Origin of the sequence: Kangiella taiwanensis, assembly GCF_020005165.1 — a bacterium.
Lineage (GTDB): Bacteria > Pseudomonadota > Gammaproteobacteria > Enterobacterales > Kangiellaceae > Kangiella > Kangiella taiwanensis.
In genome coordinates this window covers 260765-282618 of the sequence record NZ_JAHCLT010000003.1, presented here as the reverse complement: position 1 = coordinate 282618, position 21854 = coordinate 260765, and the positions used below count along the sequence as shown (strand labels likewise).

At 42.4% G+C, this 21854-nt stretch carries 21 protein-coding genes and 1 tRNA gene; 13 read left to right on the top strand and 9 right to left on the bottom strand.

The window, feature by feature from the left end:
- The first annotated feature begins 44 nt into the window (after positions 1-44).
- Genes KFK88_RS10470 through KFK88_RS10440 form a run of 7 tightly spaced genes read left to right on the top strand, consistent with a single transcriptional unit; the run spans position 45 to position 5202 of the window.
- Complete coding sequence (locus KFK88_RS10470; protein ID WP_223579374.1) at positions 45-221, top strand: hypothetical protein; 177 nt, start codon at positions 45-47, stop codon at positions 219-221.
- A 38-nt stretch (positions 222-259) separates the two neighbouring features.
- The gene (locus KFK88_RS10465; RefSeq protein ID WP_223579373.1) at positions 260-433 is read left to right on the top strand and encodes a hypothetical protein; all 174 of its coding nucleotides are present in this window, start codon (positions 260-262) and stop codon (positions 431-433) included.
- A 46-nt stretch (positions 434-479) separates the two neighbouring features.
- Positions 480-1511 carry an MvdC/MvdD family ATP grasp protein gene (locus KFK88_RS10460; protein ID WP_223579372.1) on the top strand — a complete coding sequence of 344 codons (1032 nt, stop codon included), beginning with the start codon at positions 480-482 and terminating at the stop codon, positions 1509-1511.
- On the top strand, positions 1480-2352 hold the full coding sequence (locus KFK88_RS10455; protein ID WP_223579371.1) for an SDH family Clp fold serine proteinase: 873 nt from the start codon (positions 1480-1482) through the stop codon (positions 2350-2352). Before KFK88_RS10460 ends, KFK88_RS10455 begins: the two co-directional genes overlap by 32 nt.
- Positions 2349-2879 (top strand): MauE/DoxX family redox-associated membrane protein, encoded by a 531-nt coding sequence (locus KFK88_RS10450; protein ID WP_223579370.1) that lies wholly within the window; start codon positions 2349-2351, stop codon positions 2877-2879. Before KFK88_RS10455 ends, KFK88_RS10450 begins: the two co-directional genes overlap by 4 nt.
- The gene (locus KFK88_RS10445) at positions 2879-3439 is read left to right on the top strand and encodes a TlpA family protein disulfide reductase (protein ID WP_223579369.1); all 561 of its coding nucleotides are present in this window, start codon (positions 2879-2881) and stop codon (positions 3437-3439) included. The genes KFK88_RS10450 and KFK88_RS10445 overlap by 1 nt, the downstream gene beginning before the upstream one ends.
- Entirely contained in the window at positions 3436-5202 is a 1767-nt protein-coding gene (locus KFK88_RS10440) for an ABC transporter ATP-binding protein (protein WP_223579367.1), read from the top strand. Before KFK88_RS10445 ends, KFK88_RS10440 begins: the two co-directional genes overlap by 4 nt.
- An 86-nt stretch (positions 5203-5288) precedes the next feature.
- On the opposite strand, the gene KFK88_RS10435 is transcribed toward KFK88_RS10440, so the two are convergent.
- Together KFK88_RS10435 and KFK88_RS10430 are read right to left on the bottom strand one after the other, a co-directional pair.
- The gene (locus tag KFK88_RS10435; RefSeq protein WP_223579365.1) at positions 5289-6545 is read right to left on the bottom strand and encodes a Y-family DNA polymerase; all 1257 of its coding nucleotides are present in this window, start codon (positions 6543-6545) and stop codon (positions 5289-5291) included.
- The gene (locus KFK88_RS10430) at positions 6545-6967 is read right to left on the bottom strand and encodes a LexA family protein (protein ID WP_223579364.1); all 423 of its coding nucleotides are present in this window, start codon (positions 6965-6967) and stop codon (positions 6545-6547) included. The genes KFK88_RS10435 and KFK88_RS10430 overlap by 1 nt, the downstream gene beginning before the upstream one ends.
- 189 nt (positions 6968-7156) lie before the next feature.
- Between KFK88_RS10430 and KFK88_RS10425 the strand changes: the two genes are divergently transcribed.
- Together KFK88_RS10425 and KFK88_RS10420 are read left to right on the top strand one after the other, a co-directional pair.
- On the top strand, positions 7157-9976 hold the full coding sequence (locus KFK88_RS10425) for a TonB-dependent receptor plug domain-containing protein (protein WP_223579362.1): 2820 nt from the start codon (positions 7157-7159) through the stop codon (positions 9974-9976).
- Between the two features lie 95 nt (positions 9977-10071).
- Positions 10072-12018, top strand: coding sequence for an alpha/beta hydrolase family protein (locus KFK88_RS10420; RefSeq protein ID WP_223579360.1), 1947 nt, complete (start codon positions 10072-10074; stop codon positions 12016-12018).
- 37 nt (positions 12019-12055) lie between these two features.
- On the opposite strand, the gene fghA is transcribed toward KFK88_RS10420, so the two are convergent.
- Both fghA and KFK88_RS10410 read right to left on the bottom strand, forming a co-directional pair.
- Positions 12056-12892: an S-formylglutathione hydrolase gene (gene fghA, locus KFK88_RS10415; RefSeq protein WP_263296422.1), complete on the bottom strand. Its 837-nt coding sequence runs from the start codon at positions 12890-12892 to the stop codon at positions 12056-12058.
- 36 nt (positions 12893-12928) lie between these two features.
- The gene (locus KFK88_RS10410) at positions 12929-14053 is read right to left on the bottom strand and encodes an S-(hydroxymethyl)glutathione dehydrogenase/class III alcohol dehydrogenase (RefSeq protein WP_263296421.1); all 1125 of its coding nucleotides are present in this window, start codon (positions 14051-14053) and stop codon (positions 12929-12931) included.
- 124 nt (positions 14054-14177) lie between these two features.
- On the opposite strand from KFK88_RS10410, the gene KFK88_RS10405 reads away from it, so the two are divergent.
- The 4 genes from KFK88_RS10405 to KFK88_RS10390 all read left to right on the top strand — a co-directional run bounded on the left by KFK88_RS10405 (position 14178) and on the right by KFK88_RS10390 (position 16308).
- Entirely contained in the window at positions 14178-15044 is an 867-nt protein-coding gene (locus tag KFK88_RS10405; protein WP_345252511.1) for a LysR substrate-binding domain-containing protein, read from the top strand.
- Positions 15045-15110: 66 nt separating this feature from the next.
- Positions 15111-15186, top strand: a tRNA-Arg gene (locus KFK88_RS10400).
- A gap of 63 nt (positions 15187-15249) precedes the next feature.
- Complete coding sequence (locus tag KFK88_RS10395) at positions 15250-15933, top strand: rhodanese-like domain-containing protein (protein WP_223579354.1); 684 nt, start codon at positions 15250-15252, stop codon at positions 15931-15933.
- A 3-nt stretch (positions 15934-15936) separates the two neighbouring features.
- A complete protein-coding gene (locus tag KFK88_RS10390) occupies positions 15937-16308 on the top strand; it encodes a VOC family protein (protein ID WP_223579351.1) in 372 nt (123 codons plus the stop codon).
- Positions 16309-16345: 37 nt separating this feature from the next.
- Here KFK88_RS10390 and aguB read toward each other — a convergent pair whose 3' ends face one another.
- From aguB to speD, 5 genes are all read right to left on the bottom strand, one after another.
- The gene (aguB, locus tag KFK88_RS10385) at positions 16346-17206 is read right to left on the bottom strand and encodes an N-carbamoylputrescine amidase (protein WP_317851558.1); all 861 of its coding nucleotides are present in this window, start codon (positions 17204-17206) and stop codon (positions 16346-16348) included.
- 20 nt (positions 17207-17226) lie between these two features.
- Positions 17227-18258, bottom strand: a complete 1032-nt coding sequence (locus KFK88_RS10380; RefSeq protein ID WP_223579347.1) for an agmatine deiminase family protein — start codon at positions 18256-18258, stop codon at positions 17227-17229.
- 14 nt (positions 18259-18272) lie between these two features.
- The gene (gene speA, locus KFK88_RS10375) at positions 18273-20198 is read right to left on the bottom strand and encodes a biosynthetic arginine decarboxylase (protein ID WP_223579345.1); all 1926 of its coding nucleotides are present in this window, start codon (positions 20196-20198) and stop codon (positions 18273-18275) included.
- A gap of 169 nt (positions 20199-20367) precedes the next feature.
- The gene (speE, locus tag KFK88_RS10370) at positions 20368-21228 is read right to left on the bottom strand and encodes a polyamine aminopropyltransferase (protein ID WP_449768881.1); all 861 of its coding nucleotides are present in this window, start codon (positions 21226-21228) and stop codon (positions 20368-20370) included.
- Between the two features lie 28 nt (positions 21229-21256).
- Entirely contained in the window at positions 21257-21730 is a 474-nt protein-coding gene (gene speD, locus KFK88_RS10365) for an adenosylmethionine decarboxylase (protein ID WP_223579341.1), read from the bottom strand.
- Positions 21731-21854: the final 124 nt, after the last annotated feature.

Here is a 21854-nt window from a genome sequence, read left to right as displayed (position 1 = left end):
GATATTTTTATTCACCATTCAATCTAAAAAAATAGGAGAAAGATATGAAAAAGCAAAATGAAGCAAAATTATTCGCTTTTAAAGTGTCAGAAAAAACACAACAAGTACAATCAAGTGAGCAGTGGAAAGCGCGAGATGGCGTTTCAACTGCAGGTTGTTCAGGCATGTTTTCTCGAGCGGATGATTATTACCGTGGTAGAGACCAAGGCATTTACTGCTAATCGAAACCCACAAATTACATAACCTGAAGGAAAATATAATGAACAAAAAGAACGAAACCAAATTATTCGCGTTCAAAATATCTGCGAAGTCCCAGTCAATCAAGACTCAGGAACAGTGGAAAGTACGTGATGGCGTATCTACAGCTGGCTGCACTGGCTGGGAATTACGTGGATACGATCGTTGGGGCCGTGAACAAGGCGTAATTTGTTAAGAAGTAAAAAGCCTTGGCTGAAAAGCCAAGGCACTTAGTGAATATAATGAAAACGATACTAATTATAACTAATAGTTTTGACTTGCATGCTGATTTAATTGAACCAATACTAAAGCAGAAAAATCAATCCTTCTTTAGACTGAATTTGGATAAGTTTCCAAAAGATTATCATCTTAAACAGCTATATGTGTCAGGGAAGGTCGAAGTAACTATTGAGCACCTTTTATCTAAACAAATCATTCATTTTGAAGATATCGGTGCTGTATGGAATAGAAAGCCAGCACCATTTTCTTTTATAAGCAATGACCTAGCTCCCCAAGAGCTCGCTTTTGCCAAAACAGAAACAGAGCATACACTTTTTGGTCTGTTATACACTTTGGACTGTTATTGGATGAGCCACCCCGTAAACCTTAGAGGCGCAATGTGGAAAGGTGAGCAGCTCAATAGAGCTACTCAATTTGGTTTTCGCATTCCTCATTCCTTAGTCACTAACTGCCCCGCAGAGGTACGCCGTTTTAAGAGTCTAATATCTGGGGATATTATTTTTAAGTCCTTATCTACACCCGACTTAGCTAGTGTTGAAGTCGATGATGACGATTGCATTGCTACCGGGCTTGCGACCACGATTGTCACAGATGAGTTAATGAACAATCTTGAGGCTGTTCGTGAAATACCTTGTCACTTCCAAGAGTACATTCCTAAAAAGTATGAGTTGAGGGTGACGGTTGTTGGCAATAGTGTTTTTGCAGCTAAACTTTATTCCCAAGATGATGAGCGGACAAAGGTAGACTCACGCGACATGTCTGCGGAAATACGCTATGAAGCAACGGCTTTACCTGACTCTATACACAAGCGCTGTTTGGAGTTCGTGAAGAGCTATGGCTTAAACTATAGTGCAATGGATATCATCGTCACTCCAGATGAAGACTATGTTTTTTTAGAGAATAACCCAAACGGCCAATTTTTATATATTCAGGAGTTGATCCCAGAGTTCAATATTTTAGAGACCGTTGCAGATACATTAATTAAGAATTTTAGAGAAGATAATGAGCAGTATTTACGTTCTGCAGCATATTAAGAAAATAGAAAGCTTGCGAAACAGCCGCGTATTGATATTGGCGGCTTCTCACTTAGATAATGAGTTATTACCGGCGCTAAAGAACCAGTTAGACGTTATTGGTAAAGTTGACACGCTTGATGTCTTAATACACAGCAGAGGAGGGGTTGTTAATACCGCCCGAAGAATTGCTCTACTCCTCAGAAAATATGCGTCAACTGTAAACTTCATTGTTCCATATTATTGTGAGTCGTCTGGCACTATTTTGGCTTTGTCGGGCGACGAAATAATCGCGGGTGATTTGGCTATATTTACTCCTATTGATCCGCATTTACACGGTGGGGTAGGTGATGGTAATTCAGCACTTTCGTGTCTTGACATTAAACAGTTTGGGCAAATGTGTGAAGAATGGTTTGGAGTGGATCCGGAACAGGCGAATGCTGAGCAAGTGTCATTATTATGCAATAGTATATTTCCACCTACGTTAACAGCGTTTTATCGTACGGCAAGAGAGACACAAGCAATAGCAGAAGAGCTGTTATCTTACCAGTTACCTAGTGATGAACCACTCGTACGCTCGAAGATCGTCGAGCATTTAATGTATGAGTATCACTCACATCATTATGCGATCACTAAAGAAGAGATGTCAGATCTTGGATTAAACTGTCAGAGCAATAACGATGTAGAACAGCTTGCTTGGGAAATTTCAGTCACTATTCAAAGTGTTATTGGGGGCGGTGTTAGACAATCGATTGATGAACCCTACAGTGATGCTTTGATAATAAGCAAGGAGTCTAGCCAAATACGGAGCAATCCTGGTAATGGATTGTTACCTCAATGGGGCACGCTTGAATCGCTATGATGTTAAGTTACTTTTTGTTTACTGTTTCTTGGCTGGTTGCTTTTACTTTACTCATGGCTGCATGGGGAAAGTTAAAAGATTTGCACCGCTTTAAATCTAATTTGAGAGACTCTTTCGGTTTTTCAGCCCCCGGTAGTAAGTTCGTGGCGCCACTTATCATTGTGTTAGAGTTTTTATTAGCTTTAACAACTGTCAGCGGAACCCAGTTCACTTATCTAGCAATGGTCGTAAGCTTTGTGGTATTTATCGTATTCACTGCTTTCTTGGCATATCACTGGCTGCAAAATGCAAGGGTTAAGTGTAGTTGCTTTGGTGAAGATGATAGACCTGTTTCTGTATTTGACCTATTAAGAAATGCCCTGATAATTTTATTTATTGGTTGTTATCTAGTGATGGGTGGCTTTGAATTATCACTGACTATGCACTCCCAATTTTTGCTGGTCATCCTTGCTCTCGCTGGTAGCACAGTGGTTATCCATACTCATGACATTTTTATGGTGCTTCTAACTGCTAGAGGAAAAGTATAATGTCAGAGTCTCTTGTTCTGTTTTCTTTAGTAATCTTGGCAGGGCTAACGCTGCTGAATTTACATTTGACGTTAGGGCTTTACAAAATTATTAATAATCCATCGCTTAATGTTAAAGATGCTCACCCAGTTCCGATTGGGGAAGTCTTGCCTCCGATTTCTGCTAGAAACTTGCTCGGAAATCAAGTGACCAATGTCGCTACTGAAGGTATGCCTGTTGTTTTACTCTTTCTTTCTAGTAAGTGTCCTACTTGCAAGGAAAAAATTCCAGAGATTGAGCATATAGATTCGCATGCTCCAAGGGCAGGAGTGGATATTCGACTAATTTCGACAGAGTCTAAACCTAGGTTAATGCATTTTTTGAAAGATAGTTCTTTATTACACAGGGTTTTTATCACCAGTCGAAAAGATTACAAAAAGCTCAATCCGTCACTAGCATCGCCATTTTACTTGTTTGTTGACCATGATAGGCAGCTACAAAGCTTTGGAACCATAGGGGATAGTGATTGGCAAGTTTTTGTAGAGCAAATTAGCAGTATTGACTCAGAGGCGCAGGCGTGAATAAAAGTGTTCACCTCAAACGGTTAGAATTGATTAAACCTTTTGCCAAAAGACTTATCATTGGCGTGACAGTGATGATTGTCACGGTAGCGATTCAGCTGCTGTACCCAAAAGTTGTCTCACACTTTATTGATACCTTGGATGTGACCAGAACGACTGCTTGGTATGCTGGATTTGCGGGTATTATGTTGCTTGTGCTGACAGTACATTCTTTAGCCACAGCTCTACGTTACTATGTGTTTGAGTCTACGGGACTGATGGTGGTTGCTAGAATTCGACAAAAACTGCATAAAGCTCTTCTTAAACAGAATATCGGATTTTACGATAAACATAATATCGGTGAGTTGACCAACCGACTATCTGCTGACGTAGAAGTTTTACAAGACACTTTGACTATGGGGTTGGCAATTTCATTACGCTCGCTATGTGTCTGTGTTGGTGGAGTTGTTATGTTGCTTTTAACATCTCCGATATTGAGCATCGTTTTATTAATTTTCCTTCCGGTAAGTTTGCTCCTAGGTAAGTGGGTAGGGCGAAACGTCAGAGAGCGCTCAAAGAATATTCAGCAATCTCAAGCTGACGCGAGTAAAGTTGCTCATGAGAACTTTTCTAATATCAAGTTAGTTCATGCCTTTAATCGCCAGTCTACAGCTCAAACGAACTATAAAAGTAGTATTAACGTAGCTTTAGATATTGCAAAAAGCTGCACCAAGTTTTTAGCGACTTTTCAGGGAACTTTTTCGTTCTTAACATACTTTGTTTTGCTTATTACTTTGTGGATAGGTGCGACACAAATCTTACAAGGTGCTTTAACCGTCGGTGAGCTTACCAGTTTTGTAATTTACTCAGCAATGGTTGCAAGCTCTGCGGGAGCGGTTAGTGACTTTTGGAGTGACTGGATGAGAACCATTGGTGCGACTGATAGGATTTTTGAGATTATTGAATCCTCTCCGTCTGCTCAGCCAAGTTTAACGCATAAGCCAACCAAAGATATTCATCTAGAAGGCAATATAAGCTTTCAGGGTGTGACATTCTCTTATCCAGAGAGACCTGAAACAAAAGCCCTAAGTAACTTTTCTATGTCCATCAACTCTGGTGAAAAAGTGGCTCTTATCGGCTCATCCGGGGCCGGGAAGTCGACAATAGCCAGTTTAATTTTGGGCTTTTATCGTGCCGATGAGGGAAGCGTTTTATTTGATGGTCAGTCTTTTGATCGGATTGGTGCTGATCATGTGAGAAGTTTCGTTTCAATCGTCGAGCAAGAACCTTCTTTATTTTCGGGTACAATTTACGACAATATCGCTTACGGAGCGGTGAGTGATGAGGTTACTTATGATGACATAGTGCATGTGTCAAAGTTGGCTTTTGCTCATGACTTTATCGAAAGTTTCCCCAGTGGATACCAGACAGTGGTTGGGGAGAGAGGAGTTCAGCTGTCAGGAGGACAAAAGCAAAGAATTACAATTGCTAGAGCACTATTACGTGATCCAAAAATATTGATTTTAGATGAAGCGACCAGTGCACTTGATTCCGCAAGTGAGCTGAAGGTTCAGCAGGCTTTAGATAATTTAATGAAAAATAGAACGACGATCATGATTGCGCATCGCTACTCGACGATCGAAAAGGCTGATCGGATTGTCGTGTTAGACCGAGGCACTCTTGTGCAGCAGGGAACTCATGCTGAGCTGAGGAGGTATAAAGAAGGTTTGTATTACCAACTTATGGGGCATCAAATTCCTAAACAACGCGCAGAAGCAATCTAGCCTCACTTAATGCATAAAGCTGCTGTTTGGTGCGGATGAAGTACTTTGCAGAATCTTAGTCTATAGTTTTTGTGATAGTTTTTTCACTACTTTAAGCGGATAATATCAGTCCACTGGGTGGTGTAGTGTGGCGAGCGAGCATTGGCGCGCATAGCCCAACGTTTATCAAAACCAAGACTTCCAAACTTAATAGCATCTTTCCCGTACTTAGCATTAATGCTGTCTAGGCTTTGCATTAACTCAGGTCGCTGCTGTGTTTGATTAAAGATATCGCTTTGATACCCTTTGCTCGGCTCTAAACCAAAAAGCATAACACCTGCTTTCTTATACACTTCTGATGAGTCGTATACTCGATTCAGGCCTTGCTCAATAGCACTCAAAAATAGACTGGTATCATCGCTTGGCTCGGTCAATGACAAGGTCGCACTTGGGTGATCGCCATGGCGTGTACGCAAGAAAAACTGGATACTATTTGCCAAAGAAGACTGTTTACGCAATTTCTCACAGCAGCGAGTGGTGTGATAGGCGAGCGCTTCTTTTAAATCTTGCTTACTCGATATTGGGTTACCGAATGAGCGGGAATTAAGGATCGATTGCTTGGGTTCAGGTTGCTCGCTAAATGCGAAGCAAGGTTGTCCGCGCAACTCTAGAATTGTGCGCTCCATGTTGACTGAAAACATACGCTGTAATGTTTTGTAATCACAGTTATGAAGATCCCAAGCGGTGTGGATGCCTTGAAGTTTTAGTTTTTGGGATAAACGTCGTCCAACTCCCCATATGTCCTCGACGGCTAAACGTTCTAGTGCCCATTGGCGGTGAGTTTGGTTTCGTAAATCAACGACGCCATTGGTTGACTGTTTATGCTTTTTAGCATAGTGGTTGGCGACTTTAGCTAATGTTTTTGTAGGGCCAAGACCAATACAGATAGGTAATGACAGCCAGTCCCAAACGGTTTGCTTTAAGCGTTGGCAGTGAGTTTCAAGATTATCGGCTATACCTTGGAAAATAAGAAAAGACTCATCGACTGAGTAGGGGGCGACTTTGTCAGTAAATTGTTGCAATACCCAGTTAAAACGTTGAGAAATGTCGCCATAAAGGCCGTAATTTGAGGAAAACCACTCAATATCATATTGCTTTATTAAGTGTTTAATTTGAAAGTAAGGTGTGCCTATTTTTATACCGAGTGACTTTGAAACGTCACACATAGCGATAGCACAACCATCATTGTTACTTAGAACAACAACGGGTTTGTTTCGAAGGTCTGGTCGAAATAAGCGCTCGCATGCTACATAAAAGCTATTAACATCGCACAGTGCATAAGTGACATCATTAGTTTGAATCACTAGCGCAAGCTCCTTGCTAACCCTGTAACAACACCCCAAATAACCAGTTCATGCTCTCCGGTAACTTCAATATCAGGGTAGTTTGGGTTTTCAGCTTTTAATTTCAGTGTCCCTTGGGACTTTAAGCGTTTAACCGTGAATTCATTGTCGAGTAAGGCAACAACGATATCATTATCCTTGGCTGAAACTGAGCGATCAACGACCAATATATCATTTTGGAATATACCCGCCTCGATCATGGAGTCTCCCTCAACACGGGCGAAAAATGTAGTGGCTGGGTGTTGTATAAGAAGCTGATCTAGGCTGAGCGAGTCTTCCATGTGTTCGTCTACAACACCTGGAAAACCTGCAGATACGCGGCCTGAATATAACGGGATCTCAGAATAACTGCCCCTAGGTTTAAGTATCGATACTTTGCTCATAGAACTCATGCTTTTGATATGGATAACTAGAATATCATATGTCGTTTGGCAAGTCAGAGCTGTATAAATTCCTCTATATTAAAATAATCTAAACTAAAGACTTCCAAACTGGACGAATTTCCATTAGTATTTCTTGGTTGCCAATAGACTGGCGACAAATATAAATAATACACTGGGGAGACATTGACAATGAGTAAGCATAATATTATCGCGAAAGCGGTAAAGTTAGCTCTTTTTGCCTCTGCTTCATTGGCTTTCACTACTACAGCTTATGCTGCAGAAGAGGGAAGTGAAGAGGAACAAGAAGAACAAGTACAAGAAACTGAAACTGTTACAGTTGTTGGTTCGCGTTTAAAAAGAAATCACGCAGAAGGTGCGTCACCGGTACTGATTATTACTGGCGATGACATGAAGAAGCAGGGTCATACAACGGTATATGATGCATTGAATGACCTAACCATTAATACTGGTGTTCAAATTGAAGGTCCTGAGTTTTCAGGTGGCTTCACTCCTGATATCCGCACACTTAACATCCGAGGATTTGGTGTAGGTAACTCTTTGACCTTGATCAATGGTCGTCGAGTAGCGAACTATCCAGCTGCCTATCAGGGCAGTAGTTCTGCTGTAAACTTTGGTGCTATTCCTCAAGCTGCAATCGAGCGAATCGAAGTATTGAGTGGCGGTGGTTCTTCAATTTACGGTTCTGATGCTGTTGCAGGTGTTGTAAATATCGTTTTAAAGCAAAATGTTGACGAAACTACTTTAAATGTCATTTATGGCCGTCCAGTTGAAGCGGAAGGTAATGACTATCGTGTTGATTTGACTACAGGTACAGTAACTGAAAATGGTAACTTTTCTGTAGGCATTTCATACCGTAAAACAGATCCTATTAGTGCTGGCGATTACGATAAGTATGATTCTAATGATGATTACCCGTACTCAGATATTGAAGCGCCAACGCTCAACTTTGATACGTACGTATTAGACCGAAACTCATTCACATTAGTTGATCCAGGTAATCAGTGTGAAAACTTCGGTTCAGAGCGCTTTTTATTCTCAGAATCTTTAGGTTATTTGTGTGGGCGTGACAATATCGCCTTAACTAACTTCCGAAACGAGCGCGAGCAGTTGTCTGTTTTTGCTAACGGAACTTATGACCTAGGAGATGTAGAGCTTTTTGGTGAACTACTATATAACTCGAGTGAATCTTCTGTAGACCGTTACAGCATCTTTATCCAAGAGCGTATCTTTAATGTAAATAACGGTGATTACTATACAGTATTGAGAAGCTTCTATGAGTCTGATTTGCAACGTTCATTAGACTCACAGTTCGAAGACAATTCTTATAATGCTTCTTTCGGTGCTCGTGGCTATTTCGGTGATCATGAGTGGGAAGCATCAGTTTATCGTAGTGAGTATGAGTTAGAAAGTAGCCGTGTTCGTTTTAAAGCTCAAGAAGCTATCGATGTTTTCTTTGGTGATTTCTTAGGCTATGCCGGTGCAACACCAGTTTTCCAAGGCAACGGAACTTTCGGTTTATTCGATAACTTGTTTGCTCAAGTTGATGATTCAAATCGTGACCTAGTAAACAGTGCTCTTGGCACTCAAACTTACGGCAACGAAACATCTTCAACCGGCGCGCAGTTTATGCTACGCGGTGACCTTTGGGAGATGAGTGCAGGCCCAGTTTCTTATGCTGGTATCCTTGAGTTTGAAAAGCAAGAGCTTAAGTTTGTTCCTGATGAATTGATTACTCAACAACCTCCATTCCCGTATACTGCTGGCTCTGGTTGGCTTGGTTTGACGGGTTATGATGGTGAGGGTGATAGAACTCGTACCGCACTTGGTATGGAGATGAATATCCCATTGCATGAGACGCTAGATGTTAATATAGCTGCGCGTGCTGATAAATATGATAGCGACTCATCATCGATTGGCACTCGTGTAACTCCATCTGTGAAGTTCGAGTGGCGTCCGTCAGATAGCTTCTTATTCCGCGGTGGTTACTCTGAGTCATTCCGTGCACCAGATTTAGTTCAAGTGTACAGCCGTACTGGTTTTTATACGACAGTGACTGACTTATATTCTTGCTGGCAAGGGCTAGGTGAGCCTGGTAGTTTTGATGCAGTTGAAGACTGTACTGGAACACAGATATTTGCTCGTCGTTTAGGTCCAGGTGAAGTTGGTAACGAGCCTTTGAAAGATGAAACAGGTGATACGCGTTGGGCAGGTTTTGTTTACGACATTACTGATGATTTGTCATTCCAACTTGATTGGCAGAAAGTTACTTTAGAAGATCGCGTAGCTCAATTATCTTCAAGCTCTTTACTGTTCCGTGAGTTTGACTGTTTGACCAATGGTTCTGTACAGGTAACTGGCTCTAGACCATCTCAAGACTTATCTGACATCAGCTGTGATCAAGTTTCAAACTTAATTACTCGTGTCTATAACCCTGATGATGATGTTGATGAAATCAGCGGTTTCAATGTTACGCCTCGTAATATTTCAGAAGAGTCAGTTGAATCTTTAGATGCTCGTTTGATTTATGGGTTTGACATCGACTATGGTCGCTTAGACTTCGTGGTTAACTATTCACACCTATTAAGTCATGAGTTTGATGGTGTTGAGTTACGTGATGACCCAATCCTAGGTGGTTGGGAGCCTCGCTCTAACGTCAATGCAACAGCTGCTTATAGCTATGATGATTTTAGCGTAGCATTAACAATGCTTCGTCGTGGTTCTACGACAGTTTATGACCCAGGTCATCCTTTAGTTCTTGACGGCACCTTAAATGATCGAGTACCTCCACACTTCCGTTATAACTTAACTACCAGTTATAACTGGAGTTCTGATTTCCGAACTCGTTTAACTATCCGTGACTTGTTCGATAATGGAGCGCCTCGAGATCAGACTATCGGACCTAATGCATTCCCATGGTATAACAACTTTGTATATGGTGGTGCAGGAATTGGCCGAGAGGTTTATTTAGAAGCAACATACGTATTCTAAACTTTACAAGTTTAGGTGCAAAGAAAAGCCCTGCCATAGCAGGGCTTTTTTGACTACAACTATAAAAGCTACAAATTGATACAGTAGGAACTGTTATGAAAATATTAAAAGCCTTCTTTTTGTCGTTAGTACTATTTCCAGTTGCTTCTATTGCGCAAATGACTGTGGAGGACTTCTTCAAATACAGCCAAGCAGATAGTCTTCGCTTGTCTCCCGACGGTAAGTATTTAGCTGTAAGGGGCGAGGCTACAGGTAAGAAAGAGGTCTACATATTAGACAGGAAAACAAAAGAAATTAAGCAAAGGTTTTTCTTCCCTCAAGATTATGAAGCTGGGAATTTTTTCTGGGCCTCAGATAAGAGACTTATCGTTAGCCAGAACAAGAAAGTAGGGCCGCTGGATCTCCCAGCTAGAACAGGTTATTACTTTGCTGGGGATGTCGATGGGACAAAGAAATATCAAATTTGGCCACCTCGAAATAAAGCTGGTGCAAGCACCTCGTTGCCTAGAGGCTTTAGAGTAGTAGACACTTTAGATGATGATGAGGAAAAAATCTTAGCCATAATGTACGAGAGGAATTATCCAGCATTATTTGAGTTTGATATTTATTCAAGCAGATACAAAAAATTGGAGACTGGAGCTGTAAAGAACGGTAATTTGCTTATTGGTTCAGATAAAAAAGCTTATGTTAGTATCGGTCTAGCTGATGAAGATGACGACTTAATCGTATTGTATCTAAAAAACTCCGACGGAGACTGGGAAAAGTTTGAGGAGTTTAAACGCGAAAGTGGCATGATTAGCCCGATACAAGTTTATGACAATGACTCAAAACTTATGGTATTTTCTGACCGAAGCGAACAAGGTTCTGGTATTTATTCTATTGATTTAACTACTAAAGAAATGAGCTTGTTGCACAAGCTAGAAGGCGATGCTGATGTTGAAGGCTATATTTACGATTATCAATATGAAAACCCTCAAGTGGTCGGTGTCGAAAGACTTCCCAATTACCCAGAGACCAGCTTCTTCAATACAGACAATAAAGCATATAAAATTCAATCCAGTTTAGAAACTGCCTTTCCTGATAAAGTTGTCGAAATCGGACAGCCTACTAGAGACAATCGATTTTCAATAGTGAAAGTTTCTAACGATCAAGATGCAGGTACATTCTATTTATACGACGCTAAAAAGAGTAAGCTTTCTTTTGAAATGAAAGCGTTGCCTTGGATAGAGTCTGAGGAGTTAGGTTTAAGGCATCCAATTACATTCAAAGCCCGAGATGGCTTAGAAATCAGAGGCTACTTAACGTTACCAAAAGGAAAAGAAAAGAACCTTCCAATGGTTGTTCTGGTACATGGGGGGCCATACGGTCCATATGATCGTTGGAGCTATGATCCTGAGGCGCATTACTACGCGTATAATGGTTATGCAGTGCTGCAGGTAAATTATCGTGGCTCGGGTGGTCGAGGTAGAAGCTTTGAATATGATCACTACAAGAAAATGGGCAGGGAAATGCAGGATGATTTAACAGATGCTACGCTTTGGGCTGTAGAGAAAGGGATCGCTGATAAAGATCGCATATGTATCGCAGGAGCAAGTTATGGCGCTTATGCAGCATTAATGGGGGTGGTTAAAGAGCCTGACTTATATCAGTGTGCTATTGGTTATGCTGGAGCTTATGATATTAAAGTTTTTAAATACTCTGATATTTATGAGCGTGAAAGTGGGCGTGAGTTCCTTAATGACGCTTGGGGCTATAACAACGAGGAGTTTGCATATGAGCGCTCTCCTGTCAATTTTGTAGATAAAATTAAAGCAGAACTTCTAATTATTCACGGCACCGGTGATAGAAGAACGCCAATCGAACATTATGAAGTGTTAACTGAAAAGCTTGATGAAGCTGGTATCCCTTATGACTCCTTAGTAAAGCCGAATGAAGGTCATGGTTTTGCGGATGAAGAAAATCGGATAGAAGCCTATACTAAAATGCTTAACTTTTTAAATAGGAATTTAAAAAGTAAGGTTACGTCCAGCAGAGTTGATTAAAATGAAGCCGCGTTAAGCGGCTTTTTTATGTCAGAAACTACTTCAAATATTTAGCATGAAACATGAAGTGGTCCTCGATAAAGCTGCTGATGAAGTAGTAGCTATGGTCGTAGCCTTCATGTTCTCGATAGGTTAGCGGGTAATGCTTTTCCTTAGCAACGGCAGTAAAGTTTTGTGGCTTTAATTGCTCAGCTAAGAAATTATCCGCTAGTCCTTGGTCGATAAGCATGGGAACTTTTGCTGAGCTTTCACGGAGTAGCTCAGTTGAGTCGTATTCACGCCAGTCGGCTTTGTCATCACCTAAGTAGGCTGAAAATGCTTTTTCTCCCCATGGACAACTAACTGGGTTGACGATAGGGCTGAACGCCGACACCGAAGTGTATTGCTCCGAGTTACGCAGCGCCATCATGAGTGCGCCGTGACCGCCCATCGAGTGACCAGAAATAGCCCATTGGTCTGTGACAGGAAAGGTGCTTTTGACCAGTTCAGGCAGCTCTTGATTGATATAATCATACATTTGATAGTGCTTGGCCCACGGGGTTTGTGTCGCATTGACGTAGAAGCCAGCACCTTGTCCCAAATCGTAAGCATTGTCATCCGCAATGTCATCACCACGAGGGCTGGTATCTGGCGCAACAATGGCAATACCTAACTCAGCTGCAATTCGCTGCGCACCAGCTTTTTGCATGAAGTTCTCATCGGTGCAGGTTAAACCTGATAGCCAGTATAATACTGGTGCTGGTTTAGAGTCGTTGGCTTGTGGTGGTAAGTAAATCGCAAACCGCATATCACAGTTAAGTGCTGTTGAGGTGTGCTTGTACTGCTTGTGCCAGCCACCAAACGATTTATTTGAGCTTAAGTTTTCAATAGTCATGATAACTCCTGAATCTTTTAACTGATCTTAATGATCTTAATAATGAATCACGCTACGAATACTTTTGCCTTCATGCATTAACTCGAAAGCTTCATTAATCTTTTCTAACTTCATAGTATGAGTGATGAAGTCATTTAATTTAAATTCGCCATTCATATAGCGTTCAACATAGTCAGGAAGTTCTGAGCGACCTTTAACGCCGCCAAACGCTGTGCCTTTCCAGACGCGACCTGTGACTAATTGGAAAGGGCGGGTTGAGATTTCTTGTCCTGCACCAGCGACGCCAATAATAATCGATTCACCCCAGCCTTTGTGGCAACACTCAAGCGCTGAACGCATCACATCAACGTTACCGATACACTCGAATGAGTAATCTACGCCACCATCAGTAAGCTCAACAATGACTTCTTGGATCGGCTTGTCGTAGTTTTTTGGGTTGATGCAGTCGGTTGCGCCAAGCTTTTTAGCCAGATCAAACTTACTCTCGTTAATATCAATGGCAATGATTCGCGATGCCTTGGCCATCGTCGCGCCAATAATGGCTGATAAACCAATGCCACCAAGACCGAATATTGCGACGGTAGCGCCTTCTTCAACTTTCGCTGTGTTCATCACTGCGCCCATACCTGTAGTGACACCACAGCCAAGTAAGCAGACTTCTTCGAGCGGCGCTTCCTTGTTGACCTTGGCAAGCGATATTTCAGGTAATACCGTGTATTCGGAAAACGTTGATGTGCCCATGTAGTGATAAATAGGCTGGCCATCTTTATAGAAACGTGTGGTGCCGTCGGGCATTAAGCCTTTGCCTTGAGTTTCACGAACCGCGGAACATAGGTTTGTTTTGCCCGAGGTGCACATCTTGCATTTGCCACACTCTGCGGTGTATAGAGGAATGACGTGATCACCGACTTCAACACTGGTAACGCCTTCGCCAACTTGCTCAACGATACCGCCACCCTCGTGGCCTAAAATACTCGGAAAAACACCTTCAGGGTCATCGCCAGATAGTGTAAATGCATCTGTGTGGCACACGCCGGTTGCGACGATTCTAACCAGAACTTCACCTTTTTGTGGTGGCATAACATCCACTTCTTCAATGGATAAGGGTTTGCCTGCTTCCCAGGCGATTGCGGCTTTTGATTTAATAAATTCTTGTGACATGAGATTTCCTTCATGGTGGATAATGACTTTATTATATTTGTTTACATAATAATGATAATATCGATTTCATTAAATCACTATTGCATATATGTAATAATATGGAGTGACAATGCAGGGTAATAATATGAAATGGCAAGGTGTCTCAGAGTTTGTGGCTGTCGCTGAAGAAGGAAGCTTTACGGCTGCTGCTGAAAAGCTCGATCTGTCAACAGCACAAGTGAGTCGCCAGATAAGCCAACTAGAGTCGCGGCTCGGTGTTAAACTGCTATACCGAACTACCCGTACTGTAACCATCACTCAGGAAGGCAGTGTTTATTATCAACATTGTCGAGCGGTTTTGGATGGGCTGCAGCATGCTGAAGATGAAGTGTTGAATCTGCAAAGCAAACCGCAAGGTAAAATCAAACTCACTGCCACAGTGACTTACGGAGAACAGGTAATTTTGCCTCTGATTAACCAGTTTGTGCGTGATTATCCTGATGTTGAGGTAGAGGCTTATCTCACTAACAAGCGCGTTGATATTCTTGAAGAAGGTTATGACTTGGCCATTCGAATCGGTGATCTCAAAGACTCAAGCATGATGGCACGGAAACTGAGTCGTCGCTCCAACTATGTTTGTGCTTCTGCTGACTACCTTGATACATTCGGTACGCCTCACACTTTGTCTGAGCTTGCGAACCATAACTGCCTATTAGGCACGCTTGATTATTGGCGTTTTAATGTCGGTGATAAAGAAAAAAATATCAAAGTTTCAGGGACTTTACGTTACAACAGTGGCTTTGGTTTAGCGCAGGCTGCTTTGCAAGGCATCGGCATGGTTCAGTTACCAGATTATTACACGCGTGAGTATTTGGATAATGGTCAACTTGTGCCTGTTTTAGAGTCGTATCGAATCCCAGAAGAAGGGATTTGGGCGGTGTATCCACAAAATCGATTTATGTCGCCTAAGTTGCGTGTTTTGATTGACCATTTTGTTGCCAATATTGACTGATGTCATTTATATTTTTCACTATGTGTCTATAATACCTTTGATTTTATTGTGAAATTTCTTTTTTGCGTCCCCATCGATTAACCGGATAAATCATGGGCCTCCTAAGCCTAAGCTCCAGGTTCGAGTCCTGGTGGGGACGCCATTCCTTGCTTTTTCTCTTCTCAAGGTCAACAATGCAGTAATTCATATTTAAAGGAGTAACCTTATGACTTTAAAGCGTTTATTCATCATTTCAGTTATCACTTTTGTCGCGCTGGGTTGCCGCGCAGATAGCTTACCAAAGCAGCATTCTGAGTTACCTAGAGACTTCACATTAACGGCTGGTGAGAAAGTTTTATTCGATGATGTGGAGTTCGAATTTGAGCGAGTAAAACAAGACTCTCGCTGTCCGAAAGGCGCGCAGTGTATCCAGCAGGGAAACGCCGAAGTGGTGGTAAATTACACCTTGGACAATACGCCTATTCAAAAGGTGATGACGATAGGTTCTAGTGATGCCAGTGATCGTCTCAAAATTAATGGAGCGACTGTCCAGTTGGGTTACTTAAAACCTTACCCAGCGACTAACATAAAAATCGATCCGGCCAGTTATAAAGCACATTTTATTGTGATGGATGGTGCGAGTTTAGATAATGCTGTGGTGATGGATGTGCGTACTCAGCAAGAGTTCGACAACGGACACTACTCAAACGCAACTCATATTCCCTATGACGAAATTGCTGAGCGTGCGTCTGAGCTGTCCTTTGCGAAAGATGATCTTGTGGTGGTTTATTGTCGAAGTGGTAACCGCGCCGGCAAAGCGAAAGCAACGCTCAATCAGTTAGGTTACACCAATGTGATTAATGGTGTGGATCAAGACACCGTAGAAAGCCTGATGGATAGCGAGGAATAAATCATGGGCAAAGTCGTTGGTGTTGGTGGCGTTTTCTTTAAATCAAAGGATAGAGACGCTCTCGGTAAATGGTATCAAGATACTTTGGGTTTTAATATTGACCCGAGTTATGGCGGCTCGCATTTTTTACAAAAAGATGCGCCGGAAAAAGCGTGTACGGTATGGGGACCTTTTAAAGAGGATACGGATTACTTTGAGCCGTCTGACAGGGAGTTTATGATTAACTTCATCGTGGATGATATCTATCAATGTTTAAAGCAAGTGGAGCAGGGAGGCGGTAAAATAGTCGGCGAGCCTTGTGAGGATGACATGGGGATTTTCGCATGGTTTGTGGATCCAGAAGGTAACAAAATAGAGTTGTGGCAGGTTAAATAAAAAAGCCTCTCTAGGAGGCTTTTTTATGCATCACAAATTACAAGGATGTTATTCTTTGATAATGATCAGGGCGTCGATCTCTAAATAACCCCCAACTTGCTCTTTGTTTAGCCAGCAAGTCTAAATCAAACTCTTGTGTAATCACGCCTTGAGTAGTCTTATCCAGTTCTTTGACTTTTTCACCAAAGTTATCGGTAATAAATGATGAGCCGTAAAAATTAATATCACAAGTCTCACCTTGTTCGGAACCAATGCGATTTGAAGCAATGACTGGCACCATGTTAGCGCCGCTGTGGCCTTGCATAACGCGTTGCCAGTGGCGACGTGAGTCCCAATTTGGATCTTGTGGTTCGCTACCGATTGCCGTTGGATAAAATATAGCTTCCGCACCTTTTAATGTTAAAACTCTAGCGGTTTCAGGGAACCATTGATCCCAACAAATGGCTGCACCTAAACGTCCGAATTTAGTATCCCAAACTTTAAAGCCGGTATCGCCTGGGCTAAAGTAAAATTTCTCTTGGTATCCAGGACCGTCAGGGATATGCGCCTTGCGATAGTTGTCCAATACAGTACCGTCAGCATCGATCATCGCCAGCGAGTTAAAATGTGCATTACCTGATTTTTCAAAATAGCTGATCGGTAATACCACACCCAACTCTTTCGCTAGTGCAGAAAAGTGCTTTAACACTTTGCTGGTGTCATAAGGCTCGGCCCAGTCAAAGTATCTTGGGTCTTGATCTTTGCACCAGTAAAAGCCAGCAAACAGTTCTTGAAGCAAGATGGCTTGCGCGCCTTGTGAGGCCGCTTCTCGAACCAGCTGTTCAGCCAAGTTTAAGTTCTGCTCGACATTGTCAGTGACGGCGAACTGTGTTGCTGCAAAGGTAACGTTTCTCATGATGTTATCTCACGTAATAAGCTTTAAATAAGCGGTTGTTGCATGGTGATGCAGTGAATACCGCCACCACCAACCAATATTTCATTAGCATCAATTTGTTTGATATCGCGCTTAGGGTACAAGTCCTTTAAGGTTGATAAAGCAGCTTGATCTTGCTTGCAACCAAAAGAGGGCAGTACCACTAAATCATTGGCAATGTAATAGTTGATGTAGGATAGCGGCGCGCGCTCTCCATCAACATATCTTGACTCTGGCTCAGGAATTTCTATGAGCTCGAAGCCGGCATCTTTTATGATGGCTTTGTTGTCTTGATAAATTGCAAAATTCTCACTCTGACGGTTATCAGTGCTTTGGCTGATGATGGTTTTATCATCTACGAAGCAAGCAATATTGTCGATATGGCCATCAGTATCAACATCACCAAAAATGCCTTTTTTAAGCCAAACGATGTCTTTAGCCCCAAAAGCACTCAGCAGTAAGGTTTGAATGTCATCTTTACTAAGGTCAGGGTTGCGGTTTGGGTTTAGTAAGCACTCCTCAGTCGTTAAAAGTGTGCCTTGTCCATTACCATGAATCGCACCACCTTCTAGTACAAAGTCATAGATCTCAACTTTACTTTTTGTAATCTGAGTAATGTGCTCGGCGACTTTCGCGTCATGAGCATAAGGTTCAAACTTATTACCCCAAGCATTAAATAAAAACTTTAATGCTAGAGGGCTTGAGGCTTCTTTTTCATTTTCTTCAACCACACTTTCTTTAACTAGACCTTCTTCAACCCAGAGTGGCGAAATATCTCGCGCCCAACTGTCGTCAAGTTCAAAAAAGTGGATCTCAATATCTGAGTTAAGTAATTTCTGTGCAGAAGGCGCATCTTCTGCACGAACGATCATATTAATCGGCTCGTACTCAGAAATTGTATTCGCTACTTCAGCGAATGCACGTTGTGCTTTTTCCAAGCCGTGAGTCCAAATTTCTTTGCGACAAGGCCAAGCCATCCAAGTGGCTTTGTGCTGTTCCCACTCGGCAGGCCAGCGTCGAGGTGTTAACTGCTGCATACTCATCCTAAAAACTAGTCTTCTAAGTAACTGTAGCCATAAATTCCTTCGCGTAATTCAGCGAGGTATTGGCGTTGTTGTGTAAGCTCAAGGTTACTGGCTTTTAATTGACGGCGATAAGACTCGAGTAATGATTTCGCATCAAAGTTGACATAATCCAATAACTCATCGACGCCAGAGCCGTAGTCTGTTCCGTAAATATCAAGTTCACCATTATCGGAAACGCGCAAATCAATAGTGTGCGTATCACCAAATAAATTATGCATATCGCCCAAGATTTCTTGGTAAGCGCCAACCAAAAAGAAGCCCAGCAGATACTCTTCACCGTGCTGATACTCTGGCAGCTGGATAGTCGATGTAATGCCATGATTATTGACATATTGCTCCAACAAACCGTCACTGTCACAGGTTATGTCTTGAATGATCGCACTTTCAGAGGGCTCTTCGTGCAAACCTTTCAAAGGCATCACTGGGAATATCTGATCAATAGCCCAAGCATCTGGTAGCGACTGAAAGATTGAGAAGTTAACGAAAAACTTACTCGCTAACTGTTCATTTAAGCTGGCTAAAATATTCTCTTGCTCATGACTTTCAGGCTCTAAGCGTTGTCTAATATTTAGTAAGATCAAACGATGTAAACGCTCCGCAACAGCACGGTCAGCCAAGCTTAAAACTTGGTGACTGAACATGCCTTGAGCTTCATTCAAATAGTAACCTGCATCGTGATGCGCTTGAATTAAGCGATCATTATCACCGTCCAGAGATTCTTGATAAGTCGTCCATAAGTGTTGCAACACGGTTGGCGCTTCATCGTTAGGCTCATCGACTTGATGCTTAATCGGCGACTCTGAATCAATCACGTTAGCAATCAAGACCGCATGGTGAGCGGTTAGTGCGCGACCAGACTCGGTAATAATATTGGGATGGGGCAAATTATGCTCATCAGCCACTTCAAAGAAGCCATTGACTACGTTGTAAGCATACTCTTCAAGCGTATAGTTCATGGAGCAGTGGCTTTGACTGCGAGTACCTTCATAGTCCACACCTAAACCGCCACCAACATCAACGGTAGTGATCGGTGCGCCCATGGTGTGCAGTTCTGCGTAGAAACGCGCACATTCTTTCAAGGCATTACGAATATCGTGAATCGACGTGATTTGCGAGCCTAAGTGAAAATGTAGCAACTGGAAAATATCCAGCTGGTTACGCTCTTGTAGAGTTTCTACCAGACGTAAAATCTGGCTGGCAGATAAACCAAATTTTGAATGGTCTCCACCTGATGTTTGCCACTTGGACTCACCCTTAGACGCTAATCGAGCGCGCACGCCAATGGTGGGCTTGATGCCCATACCTTCAGCTTCTTCGAGTAGTAAGTTTAGTTCAGAGAGCTTTTCAATCACGATATAGACAGTATGACCAAGCTCCGAACCAATTAAGGCTGCACGTAAGTATTCGCGATCTTTATACCCATTACACACAATCGTTGAGTTGGTGTTTTCAGACATGGCTAGAACAGCCATCAGCTCAGGCTTACTGCCTGCTTCTAAGCCGATTTGTTTGTCTGCTTTGCTAATGCGTGACTGGCTGTGGACGATTTCTTCGACCACGCGGCGCTGTTGGTTCACTTTTATCGGATAGCAAACGGTATATTTGCCTTGGTACTCAAGTTCCTCAATCGATTGGTTAAAAGCTTGGCATAAGCTGTTAACGCGATTATGCACGATATCACCAAAACGAAGCAGGGCAGGCATTTGGAAGCCACGGCTCTGTAATTCTTTGCACACAGACGACAAAGGGAAGGTAAGCTCTGGGCGGCTCTTATCAGGAGATACCGTTAAGTCACCGTCATCATTCAGATCGAAATAACCATCGCTCCAATGAGGCAAGTTATAAAAAGAGCGCGCTTGTTCAATTGACCAATCGTTTGTTTTAACAGTCATTCGCTGTCGTTTCTCCATTCGTGCTAGCCATCTGTTGTTTACAGTATAAAGGCTAACGTATTGTTAAAATAGGGTAAACCTAGTGTCTTGTTAAGTGGTACTTTTATCTTACGGGCACAAAAAAGGCGGTGCCTGTAGCCCGCCTTGTTTGACCTTCTGTCTAGATGCTTTAGTTGAGTGCATCGATAACATATTGGGGTAACGCAAAGCTGGCGACATGAAGTTCCGGCGTGTAATACCGTGTCTTCATTTTACTCTGTGTAAATCGCTCTCGAATGTCTTCTACCGACTGTTGGCGCAGGGCTTCATTATCCGTGCCCCAAGCTAGCGTCATAATGCCGCCGATGTACGTCGGCACTGGTGCTGCGTAGAACCAACGATCAGTAAATAGACCCTCAAAACGGTTAAAAGTGGTCTTAACTTCGTCAATTTGCATAAAACTCACGCCGTTTTGAGTCGCTAACACACCGCCTTCGGTTAAGCTGTTTTTGCAACCTTGATAAAAACGTGAGCTAAATAATACTTCGCCTGGACCTTCTGGATCCGTAGAGTCCGATATAATAACGTCGTACTCTTGTGTGTTATTCACAATGAAGTCAACACCATCATCAATCACCAAATCCACACGAGGGTCGTCAAAGGCGCCATCCGAGTGCTTTGGGAAGTATTTTTTGCACATATCAACCACAGCCTGATCGATCTCAACCATAGTCACATGCTCAACTTCTGGGTGGCGTAGGACTTCACGTAAAATACCGCCATCGCCACCGCCAATGATTAACACGCGCTTGGCGTTGCCGTGAGCAAATAGGGGAACGTGAGTTAACATCTCATGGTAGATGAACTCATCTTTTTCTGTGGTTTGAATCACACCGTCCAAAGCCATGACACGACCAAACTGTTCATTATTAAAAATAATCAGGTGCTGGTGGTCAGTTTTACTCTCGAACAGTATTTCATCGACAATAAAGCTTTGCCCGTATGTTTTATAGAGTGTTTCAATAAAACGTTTGCTCATATCGGCACTTATCCGTTACTTAGAATGAGTTCAATATTGATTAGTTATGAACTTCGCCACGCAAGATCTCTTTTACCGACACTTCAGACGGTAAGAAAGCTTTGCGTAGGATTTCCGTCGCTTTATGAGGCTCGGCATCGCCACACATAAAGACATCGAACGCAGCATAGTCACGTTCTGGCCAAGTGTGGACACTGATGTGTGATTCCGCAAGCACAGCAACACCTGAAATACCGCCGTTTGGCGTAAAGTGATGCATGTGTATATGAAGCAGGGTAGCGCCACATTCAATCACAGCCTCACGGAAAGCCTGCTCCATCACTTGTAAGTTATCAAGTTTTGAAGCGCCCCATAAATCAATGATCAGGTGCGTACCAGCAAACTGCTTGCCGTCACGTTGTATGAAATGATCGTTTCGCTCATCGTTCTCATTAACGTTCTTAAAAGAAGGCCACTGAGTGTCTGTTGCGCCAGTAGGATCAATCTCTTGGTTATAGTCGAAGTCTTTATACACTTCTTTAATCTCCTCTCATGGGGAAGCCATAAACAAGCTTTTGTATATGTATTTTCTGGGGGCGTAACGATAGAAACTTCCCAGACCTACTGAGCAGGCTAATTTTCGTTATAGTTCAAAGGGT

Bases quoted from the DNA above. Each gene is read 5' to 3' on its own strand.
- KFK88_RS10470 (WP_223579374.1), top strand. From the start codon at position 45: ATGAAAAAGCAAAATGAAGCAAAATTATTCGCTTTTAAAGTGTCAGAA.
- KFK88_RS10465 (WP_223579373.1), top strand. From the start codon at position 260: ATGAACAAAAAGAACGAAACCAAATTATTCGCGTTCAAAATATCTGCG.
- KFK88_RS10460 (WP_223579372.1), top strand. From the start codon at position 480: ATGAAAACGATACTAATTATAACTAATAGTTTTGACTTGCATGCTGAT.
- KFK88_RS10455 (WP_223579371.1), top strand. From the start codon at position 1,480: ATGAGCAGTATTTACGTTCTGCAGCATATTAAGAAAATAGAAAGCTTG.
- KFK88_RS10450 (WP_223579370.1), top strand. From the start codon at position 2,349: ATGATGTTAAGTTACTTTTTGTTTACTGTTTCTTGGCTGGTTGCTTTT.
- KFK88_RS10445 (WP_223579369.1), top strand. From the start codon at position 2,879: ATGTCAGAGTCTCTTGTTCTGTTTTCTTTAGTAATCTTGGCAGGGCTA.
- KFK88_RS10430 (WP_223579364.1), bottom strand. From the start codon at position 6,967: ATGAGCAAAGTATCGATACTTAAACCTAGGGGCAGTTATTCTGAGATC.
- KFK88_RS10425 (WP_223579362.1), top strand. From the start codon at position 7,157: ATGAGTAAGCATAATATTATCGCGAAAGCGGTAAAGTTAGCTCTTTTT.
- KFK88_RS10420 (WP_223579360.1), top strand. From the start codon at position 10,072: ATGAAAATATTAAAAGCCTTCTTTTTGTCGTTAGTACTATTTCCAGTT.
- fghA (WP_263296422.1), bottom strand. From the start codon at position 12,892: ATGACTATTGAAAACTTAAGCTCAAATAAATCGTTTGGTGGCTGGCAC.
- KFK88_RS10410 (WP_263296421.1), bottom strand. From the start codon at position 14,053: ATGTCACAAGAATTTATTAAATCAAAAGCCGCAATCGCCTGGGAAGCA.
- KFK88_RS10405 (WP_345252511.1), top strand. From the start codon at position 14,178: ATGAAATGGCAAGGTGTCTCAGAGTTTGTGGCTGTCGCTGAAGAAGGA.
- KFK88_RS10395 (WP_223579354.1), top strand. From the start codon at position 15,250: ATGACTTTAAAGCGTTTATTCATCATTTCAGTTATCACTTTTGTCGCG.
- KFK88_RS10390 (WP_223579351.1), top strand. From the start codon at position 15,937: ATGGGCAAAGTCGTTGGTGTTGGTGGCGTTTTCTTTAAATCAAAGGAT.
- KFK88_RS10380 (WP_223579347.1), bottom strand. From the start codon at position 18,258: ATGCAGCAGTTAACACCTCGACGCTGGCCTGCCGAGTGGGAACAGCAC.
- speA (WP_223579345.1), bottom strand. From the start codon at position 20,198: ATGACTGTTAAAACAAACGATTGGTCAATTGAACAAGCGCGCTCTTTT.